This window comes from Gracilibacillus sp. JCM 18860 (assembly GCF_055395245.1).
Window position 1 is genome coordinate 4,188,955 of the sequence record NZ_AP043868.1, and the last position, 23,187, is coordinate 4,212,141.

The 23,187-nt window shown below is 33.2% G+C and carries 22 protein-coding genes; 17 read left to right on the plus strand and 5 right to left on the minus strand.

Going from position 1 to position 23,187, the window contains the following annotated elements:
* Positions 1-3 precede the first annotated feature (3 nt).
* From flgL to ACZ5R4_RS20380, 14 genes are all read left to right on the plus strand, one after another.
* Positions 4-924: a flagellar hook-associated protein FlgL gene (gene flgL, locus ACZ5R4_RS20315; RefSeq protein ID WP_109983562.1), complete on the plus strand. Its 921-nt coding sequence runs from the start codon at positions 4-6 to the stop codon at positions 922-924.
* 58 nt (positions 925-982) lie between these two features.
* Positions 983-1,573 carry a DUF6470 family protein gene (locus ACZ5R4_RS20320; RefSeq protein ID WP_464367908.1) on the plus strand — a complete coding sequence of 197 codons (591 nt, stop codon included), beginning with the start codon at positions 983-985 and terminating at the stop codon, positions 1,571-1,573.
* A 12-nt stretch (positions 1,574-1,585) separates the two neighbouring features.
* Positions 1,586-2,032, plus strand: a complete 447-nt coding sequence (gene fliW / locus ACZ5R4_RS20325; RefSeq protein WP_054859878.1) for a flagellar assembly protein FliW — start codon at positions 1,586-1,588, stop codon at positions 2,030-2,032.
* A 1-nt stretch (position 2,033) separates the two neighbouring features.
* Entirely contained in the window at positions 2,034-2,264 is a 231-nt protein-coding gene (gene csrA / locus ACZ5R4_RS20330) for a carbon storage regulator CsrA (protein ID WP_054787088.1), read from the plus strand.
* Between the two features lie 126 nt (positions 2,265-2,390).
* Positions 2,391-3,350 (plus strand): flagellin N-terminal helical domain-containing protein, encoded by a 960-nt coding sequence (locus tag ACZ5R4_RS20335; RefSeq protein ID WP_464367909.1) that lies wholly within the window; start codon positions 2,391-2,393, stop codon positions 3,348-3,350.
* A 118-nt stretch (positions 3,351-3,468) separates the two neighbouring features.
* Positions 3,469-4,077, plus strand: coding sequence for a hypothetical protein (locus ACZ5R4_RS20340; protein ID WP_464367910.1), 609 nt, complete (start codon positions 3,469-3,471; stop codon positions 4,075-4,077).
* Entirely contained in the window at positions 4,067-5,911 is a 1,845-nt protein-coding gene (locus tag ACZ5R4_RS20345) for a motility associated factor glycosyltransferase family protein (protein WP_464367911.1), read from the plus strand. The genes ACZ5R4_RS20340 and ACZ5R4_RS20345 overlap by 11 nt, the downstream gene beginning before the upstream one ends.
* Positions 5,912-5,916: 5 nt before the next feature.
* A complete protein-coding gene (gene pseB / locus ACZ5R4_RS20350) occupies positions 5,917-6,885 on the plus strand; it encodes a UDP-N-acetylglucosamine 4,6-dehydratase (inverting) (protein WP_464367912.1) in 969 nt (322 codons plus the stop codon).
* 11 nt (positions 6,886-6,896) lie between these two features.
* Positions 6,897-8,069 (plus strand): UDP-4-amino-4,6-dideoxy-N-acetyl-beta-L-altrosamine transaminase, encoded by a 1,173-nt coding sequence (gene pseC / locus ACZ5R4_RS20355; RefSeq protein WP_464367913.1) that lies wholly within the window; start codon positions 6,897-6,899, stop codon positions 8,067-8,069.
* Between the two features lie 11 nt (positions 8,070-8,080).
* The gene (locus tag ACZ5R4_RS20360) at positions 8,081-8,830 is read left to right on the plus strand and encodes a cytidylyltransferase domain-containing protein (protein WP_464367914.1); all 750 of its coding nucleotides are present in this window, start codon (positions 8,081-8,083) and stop codon (positions 8,828-8,830) included.
* On the plus strand, positions 8,827-10,269 hold the full coding sequence (locus ACZ5R4_RS20365; RefSeq protein WP_464367915.1) for a GNAT family N-acetyltransferase: 1,443 nt from the start codon (positions 8,827-8,829) through the stop codon (positions 10,267-10,269). The genes ACZ5R4_RS20360 and ACZ5R4_RS20365 overlap by 4 nt, the downstream gene beginning before the upstream one ends.
* Positions 10,262-11,305 (plus strand): pseudaminic acid synthase, encoded by a 1,044-nt coding sequence (gene pseI / locus ACZ5R4_RS20370; RefSeq protein WP_464367916.1) that lies wholly within the window; start codon positions 10,262-10,264, stop codon positions 11,303-11,305. Before ACZ5R4_RS20365 ends, pseI begins: the two co-directional genes overlap by 8 nt.
* An 18-nt stretch (positions 11,306-11,323) precedes the next feature.
* Entirely contained in the window at positions 11,324-13,555 is a 2,232-nt protein-coding gene (locus ACZ5R4_RS20375) for a glycosyltransferase (RefSeq protein WP_464367917.1), read from the plus strand.
* A gap of 966 nt (positions 13,556-14,521) precedes the next feature.
* The gene (locus tag ACZ5R4_RS20380) at positions 14,522-15,511 is read left to right on the plus strand and encodes a hypothetical protein (protein ID WP_464367918.1); all 990 of its coding nucleotides are present in this window, start codon (positions 14,522-14,524) and stop codon (positions 15,509-15,511) included.
* Here the strand turns inward: ACZ5R4_RS20380 and ACZ5R4_RS20385 are convergent.
* From ACZ5R4_RS20385 to ACZ5R4_RS20405, 5 genes are all read right to left on the minus strand, one after another.
* Positions 15,489-16,118, minus strand: coding sequence for a hypothetical protein (locus ACZ5R4_RS20385; RefSeq protein ID WP_109983553.1), 630 nt, complete (start codon positions 16,116-16,118; stop codon positions 15,489-15,491). The two genes, ACZ5R4_RS20380 and ACZ5R4_RS20385, sit on opposite strands and share 23 nt — an antisense overlap.
* A gap of 23 nt (positions 16,119-16,141) precedes the next feature.
* Positions 16,142-16,732 carry a signal peptidase I SipW gene (gene sipW / locus ACZ5R4_RS20390; RefSeq protein ID WP_245902255.1) on the minus strand — a complete coding sequence of 197 codons (591 nt, stop codon included), beginning with the start codon at positions 16,730-16,732 and terminating at the stop codon, positions 16,142-16,144.
* Positions 16,671-17,483: an amyloid fiber anchoring/assembly protein TapA gene (gene tapA, locus ACZ5R4_RS20395; RefSeq protein ID WP_109983552.1), complete on the minus strand. Its 813-nt coding sequence runs from the start codon at positions 17,481-17,483 to the stop codon at positions 16,671-16,673. Before tapA ends, sipW begins: the two co-directional genes overlap by 62 nt.
* Before the next feature lie 112 nt (positions 17,484-17,595).
* Entirely contained in the window at positions 17,596-18,216 is a 621-nt protein-coding gene (locus tag ACZ5R4_RS20400; RefSeq protein WP_054787073.1) for a CalY family protein, read from the minus strand.
* 162 nt (positions 18,217-18,378) lie between these two features.
* A complete protein-coding gene (locus ACZ5R4_RS20405; RefSeq protein ID WP_109983551.1) occupies positions 18,379-19,440 on the minus strand; it encodes an NAD(P)/FAD-dependent oxidoreductase in 1,062 nt (353 codons plus the stop codon).
* Between the two features lie 318 nt (positions 19,441-19,758).
* Here ACZ5R4_RS20405 and ACZ5R4_RS20410 point away from each other — a divergent pair, with 318 nt between their 5' ends.
* Genes ACZ5R4_RS20410 through ACZ5R4_RS20420 form a run of 3 tightly spaced genes read left to right on the plus strand, consistent with a single transcriptional unit; the run spans position 19,759 to position 23,139 of the window.
* Positions 19,759-20,721: an AAA family ATPase gene (locus ACZ5R4_RS20410; RefSeq protein WP_277679285.1), complete on the plus strand. Its 963-nt coding sequence runs from the start codon at positions 19,759-19,761 to the stop codon at positions 20,719-20,721.
* Positions 20,718-21,839, plus strand: coding sequence for a DUF58 domain-containing protein (locus tag ACZ5R4_RS20415; RefSeq protein ID WP_277679284.1), 1,122 nt, complete (start codon positions 20,718-20,720; stop codon positions 21,837-21,839). Before ACZ5R4_RS20410 ends, ACZ5R4_RS20415 begins: the two co-directional genes overlap by 4 nt.
* Complete coding sequence (locus tag ACZ5R4_RS20420) at positions 21,820-23,139, plus strand: DUF4129 domain-containing protein (RefSeq protein ID WP_277679283.1); 1,320 nt, start codon at positions 21,820-21,822, stop codon at positions 23,137-23,139. The genes ACZ5R4_RS20415 and ACZ5R4_RS20420 overlap by 20 nt, the downstream gene beginning before the upstream one ends.
* The last annotated feature ends 48 nt before the right edge of the window (positions 23,140-23,187 follow it).

Below are 23,187 nucleotides of genomic sequence, written 5' to 3' on the forward strand. Positions count from 1 at the left end.
TAAATGAGAGTCACACAAAGTATGTTAACGAACAATATGCTGCGTAATTTGAGTAACAGCTATAATAGCTTAGGTAAATATATGGAGCAATTATCTACAGGAAAGAAGATAAATCGACCATCTGATGATCCAGTGATTGCGATGAAAGGGATGAATTATCGCACACAGGTGAATCAATTAGAGCAATATGAACGAAATATTGGGGAAGTACATAACTGGATGGATAATACAGATTCAGCGCTTGAAAAAGTACAAAAGGGGCTTGAACGTTTACGGGAGTTAGCTGTTCAAGGGGCAAATGGTACTTATGAAGAAGGCCAGCGAGGCAATATGGCTTCTGAGGTGAGACAACTAAAAGAGCATATTCTAGAGATTGCTAACACGAAAGTAAATAATAAGTATATTTTCAGTGGAACCGCAACAACTGGTAATGGTGGAGACAAACCATATGTATTAGATGGAGAGGATACTTCAGCAGCAAATCCAGATTTCTTTCAATTTTATGGCAATCAAGATGCAGTAAATATTGAAGTTTCTACCGGGTCAAAAATCCAAGTAAATACAAAAGGGAATGAAGTATTTACAGAAGACCTATTCAAAGACCTAACTGATTTCGCAAATACTTTAGATGATGATAATGCATCAGATGAGGAAATTGCCCAATTTATAGAAAAAATTGATGGACATATAGATAATAACGTCAATGCTCGAGCAGACCTTGGAGCTCGACAAAATCGAATTGATTTAATCGAAAATCGGGTATTAGAACAACAAGTGACCGCAACGGATATGATGTCAAAAAATGAAAATGCAGACTTAGAAGAAGTCATTTTGAATTTAACATCACAAGAAGCAGTCCATCGTGCAGCACTAAGCGCAGGAGCGAGAGTGATCCAGCCTACTTTACTTGACTTTTTACGCTGATTAAAAAGCCTTACCTTACATTCTAAGGTGAGGCTTTTTCGCAAAAGGAGAAATGATCATGCAATTACCTCAAATAAGCATTCAGTCACAGAATGCAATGATTGGACTGAATATTAAAAATGCAAAGCTTAGCATTGATTCAGGACCTGCTAAACAAACAATTAAACAGCCAGAAGCAGAGCTCCAAATTAATGTGGAACCAGGTAAGTTAACGATAGACCAATCAAAAGCGTTAGCAGATGTTGGTATAATACCTGTTGATCAATCTGTGAAAAAAATGGCACAAGAAGCCATGCAAACCGCTATACAAGGCTCAAAAAAACGTCGCCATCAAGGTGATCAATTAATGAAAATCGAAAATGGTGGTAATCGTATTGCACAAATAGCGAAACAAAACGGGGAAAGACCGATGAAGCAGTTTAATATTGGCTGGATCCCCTCCTTGGATGGTGTGAAGTTTGATTACCAACCAGCTAGGGTGGATATTAAAGCAAAGGCAAACGAGCCTATTATACGTACAGAACAAACGAAAAATCAATTTCAGTATCGACCAGGAGGAGTAGAGGTCTATTTAAAACAAAAAAACTGGCTGGAAATTGATTTTACTAATATGAAATTTGTAGGCAATCATTTTGAAATGGATCTATAAAAGAGGTGACATATGAGAATCGAAACGAAATATTTTGGTGTGGTAGAAATAAAAGAAGAGGACATTATTCGTTTTCCACAAGGAATACCAGGCTTTTTAGATGAAAAAGATTTTGTGTTATTGAATTTTGAAGAAAGTGGTTTATTTCAAGTATTGCAATCTATTCATCAACAAAACCCTGCATTTGTGGTGATCGATCCGTTTTTGTTTGTGGAAGACTATCAGTTTAAATTAGATGATGCTACGATAAATCAGCTTTCTATCGAAAAGAAGGAGGAAGTAAGAGCATTATCTATTGTAACAGTGAGGGAACCTTTAACTACCAGCACAGCCAATCTTCAAGCACCAGTGATTATTAATCAATCAAACAAACAAGCCAAACAATTAGTTACCATGCATTCAAAATATACCACGAGGGAAGCGATCTTCCAGCAATCCTCCAACACAAAGGAGGCGTAGTATGTTAGTTTTAACAAGAAAGTCTAATGAAGCAATAAAAATTGGTGAAGATATCGAGATCAAGATACTCGAGGTTGATGGAGAACAAGTGAAAATAGGTATTTCAGCCCCAAGAGATGTCGATATCCATCGACAAGAGGTTTATGAGTCGATTCAAGCGGAGAATAGTGATGCAGCGAATCTTTCAGACAGTATCATTGATTTATTGAAAAAAAATAATAAAAATAATTAAACATCACGATACATGAGCCGATAATACTATTAGAAGCTGGTTGATGTGATTGACGGCCGCAATCACATTAGTCGGTAACTCCACAAGGATGTGGGAAAACATAACTTTCAAGGAGGAAATTTATTTATGATTATCAATACTAATATTCCAGCGATGAATACTTATCGCCAACTAGGAATCAACCAAGGCGCAATGCAAAACTCAATGGAGAAGCTTTCTTCAGGTCTACGTATCAACCGTGCTGGAGATGACGCAGCAGGTCTTGCAATCTCTGAAAAAATGCGTGCTCAAATCAAAGGTTTAGATCAAGCAAGCCGTAACTCTCAAGACGGTATCTCTATGATCCAAACTGCTGAAGGTGCTCTTCAAGAAACTCAAAATATCCTTCAACGTATGCGTGAGCTAGCTACACAAGCTGCCAACGATACAAACGTAGGTGTGGATCGTAACGAAATCCAAAAAGAAATTAACGAATTAACTACAGAAATCAACCGTATCAGTGAAACTACTGAGTTTAACACTCAAAAGATGTTAAATGTAAGTGGTGCAACAGGTTTTACAGCAACATTCCAAGTTGGTGCGAATAATGGTCAAAGCATGACTATTTCAATTCAAGATATGGGTGCTGAAGCTTTAGGATTAACTGGAAGTGGAGCTCATACAGTTGGTGCTTCAGTGTCAGGATTAATGGCAGGTGCTTCTGGTTATGGAGCAGTTTCAGGTGCAGCTTACTCTACTGATGGTGGTGTATTACTTGAAGACGGAACAAGTGGTACGGCAAATGGATTATCTGTAGCGGATCATGAAAAAGCTTCTGCAGCAATTGAAGTAATCAATGATGCAATTGAAACAGTATCTGCTCAACGTTCTAATCTTGGTGCATTCCAAAACCGTTTAGAGCACACTATCTCTAACCTAGATAACTCTTCTGAGAACTTATCTGCAGCTGAATCTCGTATTCGTGATGTAGATATGGCAAAAGAAATGATGGAGATGACTCGTGCAAACATTCTTTCTCAAGCATCTCAATCAATGTTAGCTCAAGCAAATCAACAACCACAATCTGTACTTCAATTATTAGGATAATTAATTTTATTGAAAAGGATCTGGATATTAATTCCAGGTTCTTTTTTTATTTTTACTCTTAATTATTAAAAAAATATGTCGATATAATTATTACGAATAGTAATATTGGAGGATATACATGAAATTAATCTTAAATAATGATGAGAAGATAGTTGAATTGAATAGCCTAAGATCTGTGGATGAGGTAATTGAAAAGATAAATAATCTTCTAAATAACAAATTAATACTTAGTCATTTAGTCATAGACGGTAAAGATCTCTATAATGATATAGAGCAATATTTAGACAGGTATTTAGCGACAATAACCACGGTGCAAATCATCGCAAAATCGAAAAAGGAATTTATAAATGATACGTTAGACTCTGCAGAAAAGTATATTAATCAAGCAATCATCCCTTTAGAGGATCTAGGTAATAAATTTTATTCTAATCCGACTAATGAGGAGTGGAATGGCTTTACAGAATTTACAGAAGGATTACAATGGCTTATACAATTGATTACAAAAATCGATTCATTTGAAGAAAAACCAAGCAATTGGATAGAATATATTGATTCTTACAATAAAATACAAGAACAAGTTGAAATTTTAAATGAAGGTATAGAAAATGATGATAATACACTTATTGCTGACGTTATTTTATTTGAATTTAAGCCTACCTATGAGAAGCTAAAAAACATAATCACTTATACTATCGACATAGAAGGAAGTCGTAAAGATGCTAATTGAAAATAGAAATTATTTGAGACTATATAACAGAGAGTTATTAAATGATTTAACGCAGCATGTTTTAAATAAAGATCATATTCTAGTTGAACAAACAAAAAAGAATATTCCAACCTTAAAGATTAAACAAGGAGAGACATATAAATATATTCATAGCAAATATGATCCACAAAATGAAGCAAGACGTTTAGTTGATCAATTTACTATTGAAGAGGGCACTAATCACATTATTATCTTCGGGATAGGCTTAGGATATCATTTAGACGAATTAATTAGCAAATATCCTAATGTTAATTTCTCTATTTATGAACCAAATAAAGATATACTTACAACATTTTTGAGCGAGTATGATATCTCTAAATTGTCAAATCAAAGGTTACATACAATTTTTTATCAAAGTTTCCAACTAGACGAACAAATAAAAAAAATCAGTACGAGATTAAATGAAAACTTTCAAACCTTTTGTCTACCGATCTATGAGAAGTTGTATCAAGAGGAACTACAGATGTTTTACGATTCTATTGTTTCTTTCTTTAAAAATGAAAAAAATAAAATAGTAACAAGTTTCTCATTTCAGAAGAGATGGACTATCAATGCCATAAAGAATTTTCCCACAATCGTGAAAACACCAAACATCTTAAAAGATGTTGAGCGATCCCAATTTAAAGACAAATCTGCCATTATAGTTGCAGCAGGACCTAGCTTGAATGAGGAATTTGAAAATTTACGACAGATTAAAGACAAGGGGTTAGCTTACATCTTTTCAGTTGGTTCAGCAATTAATTCTTTAATAGATCAGGGGATCTATCCTGATGCGACATGCACATATGACCCTCAGGAACGGAATCAAATGGTCATTCAAAAAGTGAAGGATAAAAATATTACTAATATACCATTAATTTTTGGTAGTACAGTTGGATACGAAACATTGGATGATTACAATGGCCCTATGCTTCATATGTTTACTAGTCAAGATACATTAGCCCCTTTTTTATTAAGAGAAGTAGACGATTTTAAGGTGGTTTATGATGCCCCCTCTATTGCGGTAGTCACGTATCAGTTATTAACAAATTTAGGGTTTAAAAATATCTATTTAGTTGGACAAAATCTATCATACCAGAATAATAGGAGGTATGCTAAAGGGATCGAATACGATAATGAGATATCGTCGAAAAAAAAACTATTGTCAATTAAAGATGTAAATAACGATGATATCTGGACTGATGAGGGTTATAATCGAATGCGACTGCAATTAGAGGCATATATTAAAGCCACTTCAAATGTTAATGTTTATAACACGACTAAACAGGGGGCAAGAATAAATGGAGCTCCTTTTATACCCTTACAAGAAGTTATTGAAAAGCATTTTGTCCATGATCAACAGGTTAACCATAAATGGTATAAGACAGATTCTAAGTATGAAATTGACAAGATTAAAAAAAATCTATTATTTTTAAAATCTGCTAAATCGACATTTGAACAACAACTTGGCGAATTAAATAGTTTTATAAGGAAGTTAGGGAAGTTATCTAATAATAGCGTCAACGTAAAAAATTCACAATATATTGAAAAGGAATTTGCTAAATTTGATAAAAAATTCAAGAAATTAAAAAGTAATAAATATTATCTAACTTTCTTATTACCTATGTTAAGGGTTCAAATAGAAAATTTAGTCAAAAAAACGAAAAAGATAAAATTTGAAACTAGAATAGATGTAAAAGTGGATCATTTTAAAGTAACCTTTGGTGTTTTTTTACAACAACTAACACAGCAATATAAAGAGTTAGATTCTCATTTCAATGAGCTGGTAGAGAAGATAGTAGAAGAAAAGGGGTAGACTTAATGAGTTATCTTGAAAATAAAACAATACTTATTACTGGAGGTACTGGTTCATTTGGTAAAAAGATTACTGAACAATTATTAAATCTAAATGTAAAAAAAGTAATTATTTTTAGTCGTGATGAGTTAAAACAATATGAAATGAAACAAGAACTTACTGATGAGAGACTGCGTTTTTTTATTGGGGATGTTCGGGATAAAGAGCGTTTATATCGAGCTTTTGATGGTGTTGATTATGTTGTTCATGCTGCTGCGATGAAGCATGTAGATGCATGTGAATATAATCCATTTGAAGCAGTTAAAACGAATATTCATGGCGCACAAAACATTATTGAAGCCGCAATTGATAAAGGGGTGCAAAAAGTTGTAGCGCTTAGTACAGATAAAGCTGCAGCACCAGTAAATCTATATGGTGCAACAAAACTAGCATCTGATAAACTATTTGTTGCAGGAAATTCGTATGCTGGAGATAAAAATACAAGATTTGCTGTAGTGAGATATGGAAATGTGGTTGGAAGTAGAGGAAGTGTTGTACCATTTTTCAAAAAAATGAAAGAAACCGGGCACTTACCCATAACTGATGAAAGAATGACCCGTTTTTGGATTACACTTGATCAGGGTGTGCAATTTGTTATAGATAGTTTTGAAAGAATGAAGGGCGGAGAAATATTTATACCTAAAATTCCGAGTATGAAGATTACAGACTTAGCAAAGGCAATTGGCCCAGAGTGTGAGATTGATATTATTGGTATAAGGCCTGGTGAGAAGCTTCATGAAGTGATGATTACAGAGGATGATGCTAGAAGGACAGTGGAATGTGATAATTATTATATTATACAGCCTGAATTTCCGTGGTGGGATGAAACTAAAGAACAGGATTTTAAAATATTAAAAGATGGATTTAAATACAGTAGTGAAACAAATGAGCATTGGTTAAGAATTGAAGAACTAAAGACTCTTATTGATGAATAAGGAGTATTAAAATGAATATTGATAATAATGCTTTCATACCCTATGGACGTCAAACGATTGATAATGATGATATTAATGCAGTAATTTCTGTGTTAAAGAGTGATTATTTGACTACAGGTCCAACAGTTGGAAGATTTGAAGAATCTGTTGCAAAATATGTTGATGCAAAGTATGCTGTTGCCTTTTCAAATGGTACAGCCGCGTTACACGGTGCTTGCTATGCTGCCGGAATTCAGAATGGAGATGAAGTAATTACTTCACCTATGACCTTTGTAGCTAGTAGTAACTGCATTTTGTATATGGAAGCAACACCTGTATTTGCTGATATTGATAAAGAAACTTTTAATATTGACCCACGTGAAATCAGAAAAAAAATTACCGAGAAAACAAAAGCAATTGTACCTGTTGATTACGCTGGACAGCCTTGTGATTTAGACCAAATTAAAGAAATTGCTCTTGAGCACAATTTAGTGGTTATTGAAGATGCAGCACATGCGTTAGGGGCAAGATATAAAGGGGAAAAAGTAGGTAGCATAAGTGACATGACCATGTTCAGCTTTCATCCAGTTAAACATATTACCACGGGTGAAGGTGGAATTATAACCACCAACAATAAAGAATATTATGAGAAATTAATTGAATTTAGGTCACATGGTATTACAAGGAATAAGACTAAATTCATAGATAACCATGGTCCATGGTATTATGAGATGCAATTTTTAGGTTATAACTACAGAATGACAGATATCCAAGCCGCCTTAGGTGTAAGTCAATTAAATAAGTCAGATGAATTTCTAAGGAAAAGACAGTCAATAGTCAATAAGTATAATAAGGCTTTTGTTACTATATCGGAAATAAATATTCCTAAACAGAAGGAATATAATGATAGTAGCTGGCATTTGTATGTAATTAGTTTAAATTTAGATCAACTAAGTGTCAGTAGAAAAACGATCTTTGAGGAATTACGCGAAAAAAATATTGGCGTAAATGTTCATTACATACCAGTTTATTATCAGCCATTTTATCGAGAGTTAGGTTTTCATAAAGGAATTTGTCCAAATTCTGAGCATTTTTATGAAACAATTATTACATTGCCGTTATTTCCAAGTATGACAGATGAAGAATTAAGTCATGTAATTAAGGTTGTAATTAATATCATAACGAAGTATTCAAAAAGAAATTAAGGTGATTTCAATTGAAAGTTGTTGCAATTATTCAGGCTAGAATGGGTTCAACTAGACTACCAGGTAAAGTACTTAAAAAGATAAAAGGGGAAACGGTACTTTCACACGTAATCAACCGTGTTTCTAAATCTAAAAATGTAGATAATATTGTTATAGCTACTACTATACAGAAAGACGATGATCAAATTGTTAAAGAAGTTACAGATCTTGGTTACACAGTGTATCGAGGATCAGAGAATGATGTGTTAGAAAGATATTATCAGGCTATTCTTCAATCTTCTGCAAATATCATTATTCGAATAACTTCGGATTGTCCACTAATCGATCCAATTGTGATAGATGAAATGGTGGAAGTGTTTATCAATAATAATTATTCACTAGTTACAAACGCAGGAGCAGATGCATCTCTCAGAACCTTTCCGAGAGGCTTAGACGTTGAAATATTCTCAAGAGAAGCTTTAGAAAAGGCGTATATAAATGCTACTCTACCTTATCAAAGAGAACATGTGACTCCATATATATATGAAAATGAAGCTAGTATATTTTATTATAAAAATAAGGAAGATAACTCTAATCATAGATGGACGCTTGATACCAAAGAGGATTATCGATTAATAGAAGAGATCTATAATAATCTTTATATGGGGGAACACAACTTTTATATAAATGAGATATTAGAATTGTTTGATAAGAATAAAGACCTAATCAACATAAACGCACATATTGAGCAAAAAAAGATAAATGGAGAGGTTCCCTTATGAGAGTATTAATATTCACTGAAGGTGGTAGCAATACTGGTTTTGGTCATATTATTAGATGTTCGTCCATTTATGAAGAATTGAAAAGTCGTGGAATAGAGACATATTTTATTACTTATGGGGACTTTGAATCAACTGAAATATTAAAAAATGTAAAATTTGAAAATATAAACTGGTATTTCCATTCGTATTTAAAAGATTTTATAAAAGAAGATGACTACTGTATTGTTGATTCATACATTGCAGAAGAAGATACTTATGAGGTTATATCAAATTTAGCAAGAACATGTTTATTTCTCGATGATTACTACAGAATAAAGTATCCAAAAGGGACTGTTATCATACCATCATTGAAGAAAAAAGAATTTGTAGATTCTACAACTTTAACCCGTTATATAGCAGGTCCACATGTAATATGCTTAAGACACAACTTTACTAAAATTGAAAGTAGATCCATAAGAAAGGATTTGGCCAATGTATTAATTACATTAGGTGGTTCAGATATAACTGCTTTTTTAAAACAGATTATTAAGAGTCTTTGTAGAAAATATCCAAATATCTTCTTCCATGTTGTATCAGGGAGAAAAAATATCAATATTGAAAGTGAAGAATTTGATAATGTCCAATTATACACTGATTTAACAGCTGAAGAAATGAAGCAGTTAATGCTAATGTCAGATCTAACTATTACGGGATCCGGACAAACAGTATATGAATTAATAGCTACAAGAACCCCTTTTATACCAATAAAAGTAGCAGAAAACCAACAATCAATTGTAAGTAATTTATTGGAATTAAGCCTAACTAATGATTTTATAAATTATTTGGAAGATGACCCGCTTAGAAATTTGTTAAATAACTTTGAAAAAAATATTCCATATTCTGTTAGAAAGAATCAATATGAAAAGTTTTCTAATTTTATTGATCGAAATAGTACTAAAAATATTGTTAACTACTTCCTAATTAACCATGATATAGAAGATAAGTTTAGATTGAGAGTAGCTACTAACGAAGATATCTATAATGTCTATCACTTATCAAATGATTCTACTGTCAGAGCTAATTCGATTAATCAAAAAAAAATAATATGGAAGAATCATAGGGAATGGTTTAATAAAGTAATCAATAATGATCAATATCTATTCCTCATTATTGAAGATAAAAATAATAAATTTGTAGGGCAAGTTCGCTTCGAAATTAAGTATAAAGTAGCACTAATAAGTATAAGTATTGAAAAAGAATATAGAGGAAATGGAATAAGTTTATCAATTTTACTAAAAAGTGTTCAAGAATGCACGCAATATTTTGAAAATGTTAAAAACATTATAGCCTATATTAAGATTAGTAATATTGCTTCAAAAAAACTATTTGAAAGAGCTGGATTTAAGTTTGTAGAGAACCAAGGAGATTATCTTAAATATACAATAACGGTAGGTGCTTGAATTGTTAATTGGAAACAAAAACATTATTCAACAAGTTTTTATTATTGCAGAATTATCAGCAAACCACGGTAATGACATTACAGTAGCAAAAAATACTATTAAGGCTGCTAAAGAAGCGGGAGCAGATGCTATTAAACTGCAAACATATACAGCAGATACTATTACTATTGATTGTGATAATGAATATTTCCAAATTAACACTGGTACCATTTGGGATGGACGTACATTATACGATCTTTACAAGGAAGCATATACACCTTGGGAATGGCATGAAGAACTGATGAATTATGCCAATGAACTTGGATTAATATGTTTTTCGAGTCCGTTCGACTACTCAGCAGTAGATTTCCTAGAAAATTTAAATGTTCCTGCATATAAGATCGCTTCTTTTGAAATCACCGATATACCATTGATTGAATATGTAGCATCAAAAAATAAGCCAGTAATAATTTCAACTGGAATTGCCACATTAGCTGAAATAGAAGAAGCAATATCAGCATGTAGACGAATGGGAAATGAACAAATTATTTTATTAAAGTGTACTTCCTCATATCCTGCTAAAATTGAGGATGCTAATCTTTTAACAATGAAAAATATGAAAGAAACATTTAGTGTATATGTTGGATTATCGGATCATACTCTTGGTACCACAGTACCAATAACTGCTGTTGCAATGGGTGCAAGAGTTATTGAAAAGCATTTAATATTAGACAAATCTTTAGGTGGCCCCGACGCTAGTTTTTCACTAGATAAAAATGAATTCGAGCAGATGGTTAATTCAGTGCGGGATGCTGAATTGGCTTTAGGAAAAGTGAACTATGAGTTAACTGAAACAAAGAAGAAAAATAGAAACTTGTCCCGGTCCTTATTTGTTGTTAAAGACATAAAAAAAGGCGATAAATTTACTAAAGAAAATGTAAAATCTATTAGGCCAGGATATGGTATATCTCCAAAATACTATGAAAATATTCTACAAAGAGAAGCAAAATGTAATTTGAGAAGGGGAACACCTCTAAACTGGACTATGGTCAATTGATAAGAAATAGGTGATTATATGAAAAAAATAGTACTGTCGATTATAACTGATCTTTCTTCTAAGGATGAGGAATCTTTATTAAATACATATCGATTTTTTTCCGAAAATGGTTATATCATAGAACAGTTTGTAGATAACGAGAATCAACTAAATATAGATCATCTACCAATTTTAGTAGATCAAATAAAATATAGTGATTCAAATCAACAAGAATTATCTAGACTAGTATTATTATCAAATATTAAACCCTTATTATTAGGTTGGTATCGCTGCTACAATACACTAGTTGATGATTTTGTGTTTTTTGTTAATAGTGACGAAAGTTCTAGAAATTACAAAGAACAATTAGAAATCGTATCTTTTTTATCTAATCTTAATGATAAATCTATTAAGCAAGATAATTTATTAGGGAAAATATATTTTAGTAATTTTAATGTAGAATCTGAATTCGGTAACTTCATGCTAACAAACGGAAGATATTGTTTTTTTGAAAGTCTGGCTAACTTTAAAGAGATTGAGGATAAACCAGAAGTACAACAAAAGAATTATACATTTAAAAAAAATGATTATTTTTTTATAATTAGTGATGCTTATAAAAGAATAAACGTAAAGTTAATTGAAGAATTACCCGATACTTATTTAACTATTGACGATAACTTATTAAATTTTGTAGAAAGGAATTATGAGCTTATGTTGCCATTTTTCCTTACCATCTCGAATTTATGTCTGCAAAAGAAGAAAAAATATGACGATTTAAATAAACTAATAGAACTTTATTCAGGTTTTGCATTAGAGAAACAAAGAGCATTTTATGTACACTTTAAAAATTATATTAGTAGGAGTAAAATGCCTTTTGTAGAGAAAATGAGTTTTTTTAGTGTGTTAGTTAAATTAGGAGGAATTAAAGATAGAATTTTACAGGATATGATGGATGAATTAAAAAATGACCAAGAACATATCCAATATCATTATCCATTTCTTATTAACTCATTATTCAATGTTTCTAAAGAAAGAGTACAAAAATACCCCGATATTATCAGCGATCGGATGAATATAATGGATAGAATCGTTAATTTTTATCGACATAAGATAAGTACTTGTTATCCAGATAGAACATCCCATAACCATAAGGAACTGAAAAGAATCGCGATTGTTGCTACTCAACTATTAGGGCTGAAACATTCACCAACTTTGTTAGTTCTTACAATAGCTAAATATCTTAAAAAACTAGATCAGAATATAGAAATTACAATATTTGTGGATGACACTTACATTTATTGTCAAGAAGAATTTGTTTATCCAAACCTTTATTCTTCAACACCTTCACAAAAATTAAAGAATATACATGATGAATTTTTAAAAGATTTCAATGTTACAATTAAATACACAAATTATTTATTGAATAGACAGGAAAAACTGCAAAATGAGATTAATGAAATAATAGAATTCCAACCAGATGTAATTTATTTAATGGGAGCTGATTTTAGTTTGCGTTCATGGGTATTAGCTAAAGCCATGCCAGTGGTGGTTATGAGTATGTCCCCTGAACCTTCAAGCTTTGTGAATGCTACTCTTTATACATCAATGCATAATGAAAAATTTGTTGAAAGTCAATATGAAAAAATTAATGTTAATAAAAAGCGTCAATTTAAGCAAGTTATCCATGCAAATCAACTTCCAGTACCGTTTAAAAATATAAGAAGATTAGATTTGGCATTTGACGAAAAGGATTTTATAATGGTAACTGCTGGAAACCGATTAGATGGAGATATTGATATACAATTTGTTAGGATAATTAAAAAATTTTTAAAAGAAACTAAAAGTATTAAGTGGTTATTAGTTGGAAATGCTGAACATAGAGTAGTTCATAAAGAAATGCAAGAAGAAATTATAAATAATCAAATTACTTTTATAACTTATGAAGATGATTTACAATCTTTACTAAAAATCTGTGATATTTATGTAAATCCTTTCTGTGAAGGTAATGGTAGAATTGGAAGAATGGCAATGAATATGAGACTGCCTATTATAAGTCATAATGAATCTTCTGATATTTCAGAGATTATTGGAGAAGAGTTTACGATAGATAAGAGTATGTACTTTGATAGACTAAAATATTACTATTTCAATAAAGAAAGAAGAATATATGATGGACAGGTTATGTATGAAAAGGAACAACTGAAAAATCCAATAAATTGGGCAAAACAAATTATAGAAATTTTCAATGAAATAATTCTAAAGAGTAACTGAAGTGAAATAATGAAAGGAATCATACTAGCAGTGGTTTAGGGACTAGATTGTATCCATTAACATAAATTATTTCTAAATAATTGCAATTAATTTATGTTAAACCAATGATCTATTATCTGTTTTGATGCTAGCTTTAACAGAATTTTATACTGAAATAGATTTTCAATCTGAAAATGGTAAAACAAAAGTTGCGCTTTCACTAAATGTGTTTTGGTATTTTTTAAGAAGAAACTCGCCAATTAAAATTTAGACTACCTACCTAATGAAAAATTGTTAGGACAAGTAGACATAGGAACCTTTAGATCTGATCTGCTTGGCATTGCTAATGTCTTTAATAAGTCTCTTGCATTAAAAGCAATGATAATTACAAAAAAGTTTTTTTAGATAAGATCTTTGAAAAGCTATATTTTTTATTTGTACGAATGAAAAAACTCATTTTCTAATATTGAGTCAGTTCTCAAAGCTAGCGAACACCAACTTGGATAAATTAATCATTGTATACCTTTAGGATTACAGAGTATTTCGAGTTGATGAATATTAATGGACAATTAACCAATCCCTGAGCAAATTAATTGTATTAATCGAGCAATCAAGAATGAACTTGAAAAAGAACGGAAATTAGAAACTGAGTATGAAAAAATCTGTGAAAATACAAAGCAAAATTATAGATCAAAGAATTATGGATGCATATGTTAAGATAAGGGAAAGTAAAATTTTTATACTAAAAATTGGCACAAACTAAATCCTAAATTATTTATAGAGTTAAATTGTAAGAATATTATTTTGAATTAGTTTTCAACCTCAACCTATATCTAAACCTTTTCAAAATAATACAGTATTATAGTTGTTTTATATAAGCTAATGGGAGAACGCTCTTTTGATTAACACATATAATAAATGATCAGATTAATAATTTTATATGTTCAATATAAAATATCACAACTTTCTTAAAAAGCTGGTGATCCAATGAACTTCGATCTCATCCATATCGGAATGATGAAGACTGCCACTACCTATATGCAGAAGATTTGGTTAAGAGACCCTAACTATTGTTTGTCTAATAAAGGTAGTAATGAGTATCTTCATCATTTACGAAGAGAAGTGAGAAAGGGAAAAATGAATAGTCTTATTAAGACGGATATTTCTACAGATAGACCGAAACAAGATAATCAAATAATGATATTAAGTAATGAGGGGTTTTCTACTGCATTTTTAAATGAGATACGTCGCCAACAGCGGGTTTGGAAATTTATTGATTATACAAGTAGTCAACTTCGTTATAAAACAAGAACGAATCAGCTTCTTATTACAGTTAGAGAACCGATCTCTTGGATTAGATCTATTTATATTCAATCGATAAAACAAGGATGGTCTGGCTCGGCACAGGACTTTGTTGAAGAACAAGGGCTGTTTTTATTTTATTCGCTCCAATTGAAAATGATATTAAGGTATTACAAGCGGTATTTCGAAAAGATTTTAGTTTTGCCATTTGAATTGTTAAAAGAAAACGAAGATAAATTCTGGCATACGATCACGGATACTTTTCAGTTTCCAGCAATTGAGACAAGAATAGAGAATAAGCTGAATCAATCGCTCGATTTAGAAAAAGCATTCTTATTATCATATCTTAATCAAATGCCTCCTGATGAAAATGAAAAATTATTAAATTTTGTACCATATGACAATGTAATGGAAAAATATGAATCATTAAAGATTCATTCACTATATCGAAAGCTAGTCGAGCATGCTACAAACTCAGATATTGCCAAATTGTACAACTTACTTGAATTAGAAACGCCAAAAGCTAGCTTTTTTGAATTCCGTTTACAAGACAACTTCATAAAATCTATTCAAAAGAATTATTTAAATTGTTTAAAACGATATATTGATCCAGCTTTTGTTCTTCAATATCAACAAAGCTTCGATCAATATATTAAGCAAAATCCTTCCTCTTAATAAGCAAGATAATGCAACTTCCCAATAATAAAAGAACAGATCCTATTAGTAAGAAGTTGAAAATATAGGAGGCTGTATTTGGGAGCTTATCAGCGCTTATTGGACTGTTGGTGGAAAGCTGAAGTATACTATCTTGCTCCCCTTTTTTACTCTTGGCTGTAATGATAATTTCTGCATCTACTGAAAGACCTTGGTATTCATTGCCGAGCTCTTTTGGAATAGAGAGTCTCATGTTTAAATTGTCCTGACCATTTACAGCTAATGTTTGAGAGGGGAGATCAGATAATTCATGTAATTTATTATGGAAGAGAACGGCATCACCATAACGAATTTCCATTGTTAATGCATGAAAAAACTTTTTAGAACCATTCACAAAACGGATGTCGAAGTCATAGGTTGTTTCTTCCTTACTAGCATTGGAGATTATCAATTCACGATCAGCCCAATCACCTGGCTTAATATTTTCAATTGAAAATAAATGATTCGTTTTTGTAAGTGAGCCAGATATGTCAATTAAATTTGAGGCTGTAGCATGGATAGGGTATGAATAGAATAAGAACAAACTCACAATGCCTATTATCCCACTTCGAATGAAAAGTATTTTCATGATTAACACCTCCTCCTAAGCATTCATTCGGAAATATTTTTAGCCTTACGCTCTAGCCTAATAATCGTACTCCAAACGTTATACATACCATAGCCTAATAAACCAAGACCTGGAATAATCAATAATAAAGCACTGCCTAATGGTGATTGCATATAATGCACAATATAGCCTAAATAGGGGATGGTCATTCCAGAATATGTCGCCACTACATTGTCATCTTGGACAAGAGCTTGATCGGGAGTACGGTTGTTATCCCCTTTCGTTTGATAAAGTGTATGAGTACCATTCTGTTGAATATCGACTACTCTATGAGTAATGAGTTGATCAGATTCGTCCACAAATGTTATCACATCATCGACTTCTATGGAGGAGTTATTGGTATATTCCTCCACAGCAATTACAGAGCCTGTTCGGAAGGTTGGTTCCATTGACCCTGAGAGGACGACTTTTAACTGGTATCCGAAAATTTCCGGTTCATTGCCACTAACTCTTGTTATAATTACGAAGATAGAAATCGTAATTAATAGGACGAACAATATGGCTGTTATAGTATTACTCAGTATTTTCTTGAACTTTATTTTCTTGTTCGATTCCTTCATTTGATTTTTCTCCATCCTCGTTTTCCTCCTCTGTATTCAAAGCTTCATCTTTATGATCTTTTACTACTTCTTCCTCTTGCTCCGTTATTTCTTGTTCATTGTTTATTATTTCGTCAGCATTCTCTTCCGTTGTTTTTTCTATTTTCTGTTCTGTATTTTCCTTTATCTCTTCGGTTAGAGTTTTCGTCTGCGTCGGATGATCGGTTGTCTGTTCTTTAGTTGGGGTGGACTCTATCTGCTCTTTATTGACATTTCCCTTTTCTAATTCACAAAATGCCTTAATGACTGGGCTTTTTGTAAACTGTTGTTCCTTTTTATTTTGGTAAAGTGGATGTTGATTTACTTTGAGTTGGTAATGTCCATTTTGTAGATTAGGGAATACTAACGTTTTTTCCTCCATTGAGGCAAGGGGTGAGATCGTACCTTCTTTGATTAAATTTCCATTCTTTATAGGAGATCCATTTTCTGAAAAATAAAGATAATAATGAGTAGACTCTAACATTGAAACCCCCTGATTCTGAACAGTAAAATGAATTTGGACAGAAGGGCAAGCATCTTTCATTTGATACGATTGTTCAGTAATAACCAGCTCACTCTTATCCCACCAATTCCCTAGTTGAACAGTAAAAGAATCCCTCGTTGAATGAATCAATTTCGATTGGGTAACAGAAGTAAGATGGGTTAGCCCGGATAGACCAATTAAACAAATAGAAATCAGTAATGCAAATAGCATAATTAGTTTTTTATAACGAACAAATAATTTCAAGCTGGTCCCCCCTTTTAAATTAGGACATTCTCATTTTTATACACATATGAAAGCATATAGGCATAAAAATAAGGGAGAGAGAAGAGAAGCATTCTCTCCCCATGTAAAATCATTATCTACTTTCACCTTCCGTTTGTTGTGCTTCAAATGTCCATTCTAGCTCTAAAGAATCGCCTTGGAAGACGTTTTGATCCTGACCATTATCCACAAATTCGAATTGGACGATTAAATCATCGGATTCTCCTACTTCAATTCCACTTGCTTCGTCACCCCAACCAAGGAATGCCCAGATTTTATTTTCAACGGCATCTGGAACTTCTCCCTGAAGCTCTGCCAATGTTGCAGACGTGATGACATTCTCATGAGGATATTGGAACAAGGAATCCTTATCTAAGTTTTTAAGGAAGTTTACTCGAATATGCTCACCAAAATCTTCAGAGCCATTGTCACCATTTGCATCAATGACAGTATAATCTGTGTGCAAATCAACTGCTGAAATGTCTAAACTACCATCATTTACTAGCTCAAAAGAACGGCTCATCCAATCTCCAGGCTTTAAATTGTCTACATCAATAATGGTAGAAGGATTGACAGATAAGTCCAATGTACCCGCAGTGAATGAATTTGCCGACACTTCTGTGTCACTAAAGTAGGCATATGTACCTCCACCAATTAATGCAATTCCAAGTGCAGCAGACGCTAATCCCATTCCAAGCTTTTTCTTTAACGACATGTTAATTCCTCCTCAAAATTTTGTTCTATATAAAGAACATTAAGTGTATTATAACGCATATACCGAAAAAGAAAAGAACCAAAAAAGAAGAAAATCACTCGTTTTAAATATTTATCAAGTGATTTCCTTCTATTTTCTTCTATTTTCTTTGTATATCTAATTTTAATGTCGTTTGTTTAACCAAAGTACCCCTGATTTTGCTAGTCTAGGAAGTAGTCCAGTGACAGGCTGACGATACATGTTACCGAAGCCGTCAGATTTGCCGAGAGAGCCTAATTGTCCTTTCAGTTTAATTTCTTTTGGCCTTTTAGGTGTTTCATTTCGTAATATCGCGGCTAATATTTCTCCTATTTGTTCTCCTTGAATTCCGGCAAGCTGTGCACTTGGTGAATAATTGGACGCAGCGCAATCACCAACAATAAATACATTATCATTGGAGGGAACTTGATAAAAATCATTAATGATAATTTTTTCGTGACGATCCTTTTCAAAAGGTAAGCTACGAACTAAGTAATTCGGACGCACACCTGCAGTCCAGATAATGACATCACTTTCAATACCCTCACCATTATTATAAAAAATACCTTCTGCTACTAGCTCTACGTTCGAGTGGTGAAGAATGTCGACCTCGTTACGATGAAACCACTCTTCCACATAGGATTGGATTTTTTCGTCGAATGCAGATAAAACAGATGCACCTCGGTCTAATAAACGAATATTTAAGTCAGGACGACTTTCTCTAATTTCGGAAGCTACTTCGATACCACTTAGTCCAGCGCCTACGACAGAGACTTGACTATATGCTGGCAAATTATTTACTTTTATATTAGCTTGACGAGCATTTGCAATACTTTGTACACTTTCTGTATATTCCATTGCACCTTGGATGCCGTGATAATTATCCTCACAGCCAAGCCCAATCAGTAAGTAATCATAGGTTACAGCCTCTTCATTATTTTTTAAACGGATCTGGTTATTTTCTGTATCGATCTCAATAATATCTCCAAAGGTATAGTTAACTTGTTCGTGGATTGGAAAATCAATCCGTACTTCTTTATCAGATTTCGTACCAGCAGCAATGGCATAAAATTCTGTTTTTAATGAATGGTATGGATTTCGATCAATTACGTTAATGTGAACATCATCAGGTAAATCATGATCTAGCAATTGATGTAAGGCATTCATACCACCATAGCCACCACCAATGATGACAACTTTTCTCATCTTCAAAACTCCTCGTCTATCATATAATTCATAGTGATTATTTCTATATTTAAGACTAACAAAATTAGTTCAAAAAAACTATCCTTTTCCTTTAGAAAGAGCAAAACACATTAAATTCAGAAAATTCTTTATTTAATGCTTATTTTTCCCTTTAGAAGAAAATTATATTTATCACAGTGTCTGACTTTGTATCATACCTCCCTTAGGAGTTTCTCTTTTTTAGAATTAACGTAATTTTTTGATAATAAGATATAGTTCATGGTATAAATGAAATATAGATATTGTAAGCGTGTACAAAAGAGAGAGGGAGATTATTTAATGGAATTACAAAATGTGCAAACTGTTGCGGAAGAAATAAAAGAGAATATGAAGCAGGTCGTTGTTGGACAGGGAGATACGATGGACTTATTAATGGTAGCAATCATTGCTTCAGGTCACGTTCTATTAGAGGATGTACCGGGCACAGGAAAGACCTTAATGGCAAAAGCATTAGCAAGATCTTTGGAAGGACAGTTTAAGAGGATTCAATTTACACCAGATCTGTTGCCTTCTGATATTACAGGTATTCATTTTTATAGCCAAGAGAAGGGGGAGTTTGAGTTTCGACCTGGACCGATTTTTACGAATATTCTATTAGCGGATGAGATTAATCGGGCAACTCCGAGAACCCAATCAAGTCTACTGGAAAGTATGGAGGAGCGCCAAGTGACTATTGACGGCGAGACACATCGGTTGGATGAACCCTTTTTAGTTATCGCCACACAAAATCCAGTTGAAAATCAAGGAACATTTCCGTTACCTGAAGCACAGCTAGACCGTTTTTTATTAAAAATACATATGGGTTATCCGTCCAAGCAAGAAGGGATGGAAATATTAAAAAGATTTAAACAGCTAAACCCGTTAGATAACTTAAAAGCTGTGATAGACACGGAAGCGATTATTAGTATGCAAAAAGTCTATAGTGAGGTAGAGGTGAGTGAGGATGTTCTTCATTATTTAATGGATCTGATTGAAAAAACAAGAAATCATGAAGCAATCGTGTTAGGTGTTAGTCCACGTGGAAGTCAAGCCCTTTTAAAAGCTGTACAGGTGTATGCTTTACTCCAAGGTCGAACCTACGTTATACCTGATGATGTGAAAAAAATGGCTAAGCCAGTGCTGGGCCATCGATTGGTTTTGGCTAAGCGTATTGGAATTAGAGATGGAGAGGTAGAGGATGTAATAGCAGATATATTAAAGGATGTCCCAGTGCCAACTGAGAAGGATTTGGTAAAGGGATGAATATTGCCTGGATCATAGTTGTCTTATTAATCATTATATTCTTGCAAGGAATGATTTATAGTAAATGGGGCTTAAAGGGAATAACATATCATCGTGCCTTCAAGCAGAAAACTGTTTTTGAAGGGGAACAAATTGAAATGGTCGATGAAATTGCAAATAACAAGTTGTTACCGGTTCCGTGGATCCGTTTGGAATCTAAAATGAGTGGAAATTTAAAATTGCAATCCGAGATTGGAAAAAGTAAGGAAGAAGAGATGTTTCATCGGACTCTTTTCAGCTTATTTCCTTACCAAAAAATAACGAGAAGGCATTATCTCATTGGAGCAAAAAGAGGGTATTACCCACTTGAAACCGTTTCGGTGACGACTGGAGATGCGATTGGATTTGGGGAAGTATTCGATTCATTTAATGCAAAAACAGCTGTTACTGTTTATCCAAAGTTGGTACCCATTGAAGATATTCCGTTACCTTCTCATAGCTGGCTTGGAGATATAACCGTGAAGCGCTGGATAATCGAGGATCCCTTTTTACAATCTGGTGTAAGGGATTATCAGAAAGGAGATCCATTGAACTCGATTAATTGGAAGGCAACTGCTCGTGCTCAATCCTTACAAATTAACAAAAAGGACTATACGGCTGATCACTATTTAATGATATATGTTAATTTTGATTGGGATGAAGACATTCGGTTACCTATTGATAATCCAGTTAGGATTGAAAAGGGATTATCCTATGCGGCTTCGTTAGCTACATATACATTAGAACAGGGTATTGCAACAGGCTTTGGATGTAATGGATATTTTGTTGAACCATTTACGAACACAACAGATCGTATGAAGCCTTCGATTAGAATAGAGCCGGCAAGCAGTGGCCAGCAATCCGAATATATTTTAGATTCTATTGCCAAAATTAAGATGGATCGGTCGCGAAATTTCCGTGCTTTTCTACAGGAGGATATTGATCGTGGCTTGACGAAAACAGATATCATTATTTTTTCACGCAGAGTTACAGAAAAAATGGAAATCCAAATGGCTCGATTAAGACAGCTTGGTAATGCTGTGGAAGTGGTGTTATTAGAGGAAGATGCGGGAAAAGTGGGTGAAGAAAATGTTAGCTAAAGAGAAGAATTTACTACCATTATGTTGGCATGGGCTTGTGGAGTATCTCGCTTTATTTCCGTTTGTATTGTTGATTGGTGTACTTATTCATCGACAGGAATTTATTTTTCCATGGCTCCTCTCCCTATATGTCTTATTGACTTTAACAGCCATTATTCGTACATTGTTAAAGCAGAAGCGTGTGCTATCCATCGTGCTTGCTTCTACGATAGCAGTACTCTTAACCATCCTGATAGGGCAGTCCTTGTTCTCATACATAGGGAGTTTCATTGTCACCATCGTCGTGGCATTTCGAGGGGTGCAGCATGGGGAAAATGAATGGGAGGATATTTTGCCAAGTCGCTTTCTTTGGGCAATTGGATTGCCTAGTTATTTTGTCGCTTATTTGGCTTTTCATTATTTTGCTAGCTTAACTCCGTTCAAAGGATTATTAACAATATTCGGTGTTAGCTTTATCATTTGTCTGTTGTTTATTACGAATCAACAACATTTACAAAGAGAGTCTCTCGCCAAGGGCAAGCATAAACCAAATCAGGATATGAAAAAAATGAACGATCTATTTATAATCATTACTATACTATTTGTTCTTGCCATCACCAATCTCCACATCATTCAATCAGCACTCTATAATGGTACACGCTCCATCATTGGATTTTTCATTTGGTTTGCTTCTTTATTCTCGAACGAGGAAGAGATTATCCGAGAAGAGAAGCAAGAATCCAGTATGACGCCAATGCTACCAGAAGAAGAACCAAAGGATCCTTCATTTTTTGCGGAGTTGATGGAACAGATCATGATTATCTTAGGATTTGTTTTAATTGTTTTTCTCCTCCTATTATTTCTTGCTATATTTATCAAGAAGGTGCGAAGAGCTATTAAAACAGTCTTACTAAAATTATGGCAGATTATAACACAAGTATTTTCACGAAGAAAAACAGATGAAATATCGACAGACTACTCAGATGAAAAACAAAGCTTGTTCAACTGGAAGGATTGGAGAAAAACAAAACAGGAAGAATTCCAAGAAGCGATTACGAGAATCGTGAAACGCAAACCGAAATTTGAGCAGCTGTCTCCAGCAGAGAAAGCACGTTTTCTATATAAAGAGATAGCAACAGAGCTTAAAAGACAACATAAGTGGAGGCATTCAATGACGGCACATGAAGTGTTACAAAATGCTGAACAGAATGAACAGTTAGCTCGGTTGAGAGAGCTATATGATGATGCGAGATATGGGAAAGATAAGTTGGATAAAACCATGGAAACTGAACTGAATAGTATTTGGAAAACAATAAAATAACGATTGGCTCATTGAAATATAGTTCAAAATATCCATTTAACAAATGGG

Excerpts from the sequence above, each read along its gene's own strand:
- flgL (WP_109983562.1), top strand. The coding sequence starts at position 4 with ATGAGAGTCACACAAAGTATGTTAACGAACAATATGCTGCGTAATTTG.
- ACZ5R4_RS20320 (WP_464367908.1), top strand. The coding sequence starts at position 983 with ATGCAATTACCTCAAATAAGCATTCAGTCACAGAATGCAATGATTGGA.
- fliW (WP_054859878.1), top strand. The coding sequence starts at position 1,586 with ATGAGAATCGAAACGAAATATTTTGGTGTGGTAGAAATAAAAGAAGAG.
- csrA (WP_054787088.1), top strand. The coding sequence starts at position 2,034 with ATGTTAGTTTTAACAAGAAAGTCTAATGAAGCAATAAAAATTGGTGAA.
- ACZ5R4_RS20335 (WP_464367909.1), top strand. The coding sequence starts at position 2,391 with ATGATTATCAATACTAATATTCCAGCGATGAATACTTATCGCCAACTA.
- ACZ5R4_RS20340 (WP_464367910.1), top strand. The coding sequence starts at position 3,469 with ATGAAATTAATCTTAAATAATGATGAGAAGATAGTTGAATTGAATAGC.
- ACZ5R4_RS20345 (WP_464367911.1), top strand. The coding sequence starts at position 4,067 with ATGCTAATTGAAAATAGAAATTATTTGAGACTATATAACAGAGAGTTA.
- pseB (WP_464367912.1), top strand. The coding sequence starts at position 5,917 with ATGAGTTATCTTGAAAATAAAACAATACTTATTACTGGAGGTACTGGT.
- pseC (WP_464367913.1), top strand. The coding sequence starts at position 6,897 with ATGAATATTGATAATAATGCTTTCATACCCTATGGACGTCAAACGATT.
- ACZ5R4_RS20365 (WP_464367915.1), top strand. The coding sequence starts at position 8,827 with ATGAGAGTATTAATATTCACTGAAGGTGGTAGCAATACTGGTTTTGGT.
- ACZ5R4_RS20375 (WP_464367917.1), top strand. The coding sequence starts at position 11,324 with ATGAAAAAAATAGTACTGTCGATTATAACTGATCTTTCTTCTAAGGAT.
- ACZ5R4_RS20380 (WP_464367918.1), top strand. The coding sequence starts at position 14,522 with ATGAACTTCGATCTCATCCATATCGGAATGATGAAGACTGCCACTACC.
- ACZ5R4_RS20385 (WP_109983553.1), bottom strand. The coding sequence starts at position 16,118 with ATGAAAATACTTTTCATTCGAAGTGGGATAATAGGCATTGTGAGTTTG.
- sipW (WP_245902255.1), bottom strand. The coding sequence starts at position 16,732 with ATGGAGAAAAATCAAATGAAGGAATCGAACAAGAAAATAAAGTTCAAG.
- ACZ5R4_RS20400 (WP_054787073.1), bottom strand. The coding sequence starts at position 18,216 with ATGTCGTTAAAGAAAAAGCTTGGAATGGGATTAGCGTCTGCTGCACTT.
- ACZ5R4_RS20405 (WP_109983551.1), bottom strand. The coding sequence starts at position 19,440 with ATGAGAAAAGTTGTCATCATTGGTGGTGGCTATGGTGGTATGAATGCC.
- ACZ5R4_RS20410 (WP_277679285.1), top strand. The coding sequence starts at position 19,759 with ATGGAATTACAAAATGTGCAAACTGTTGCGGAAGAAATAAAAGAGAAT.
- ACZ5R4_RS20415 (WP_277679284.1), top strand. The coding sequence starts at position 20,718 with ATGAATATTGCCTGGATCATAGTTGTCTTATTAATCATTATATTCTTG.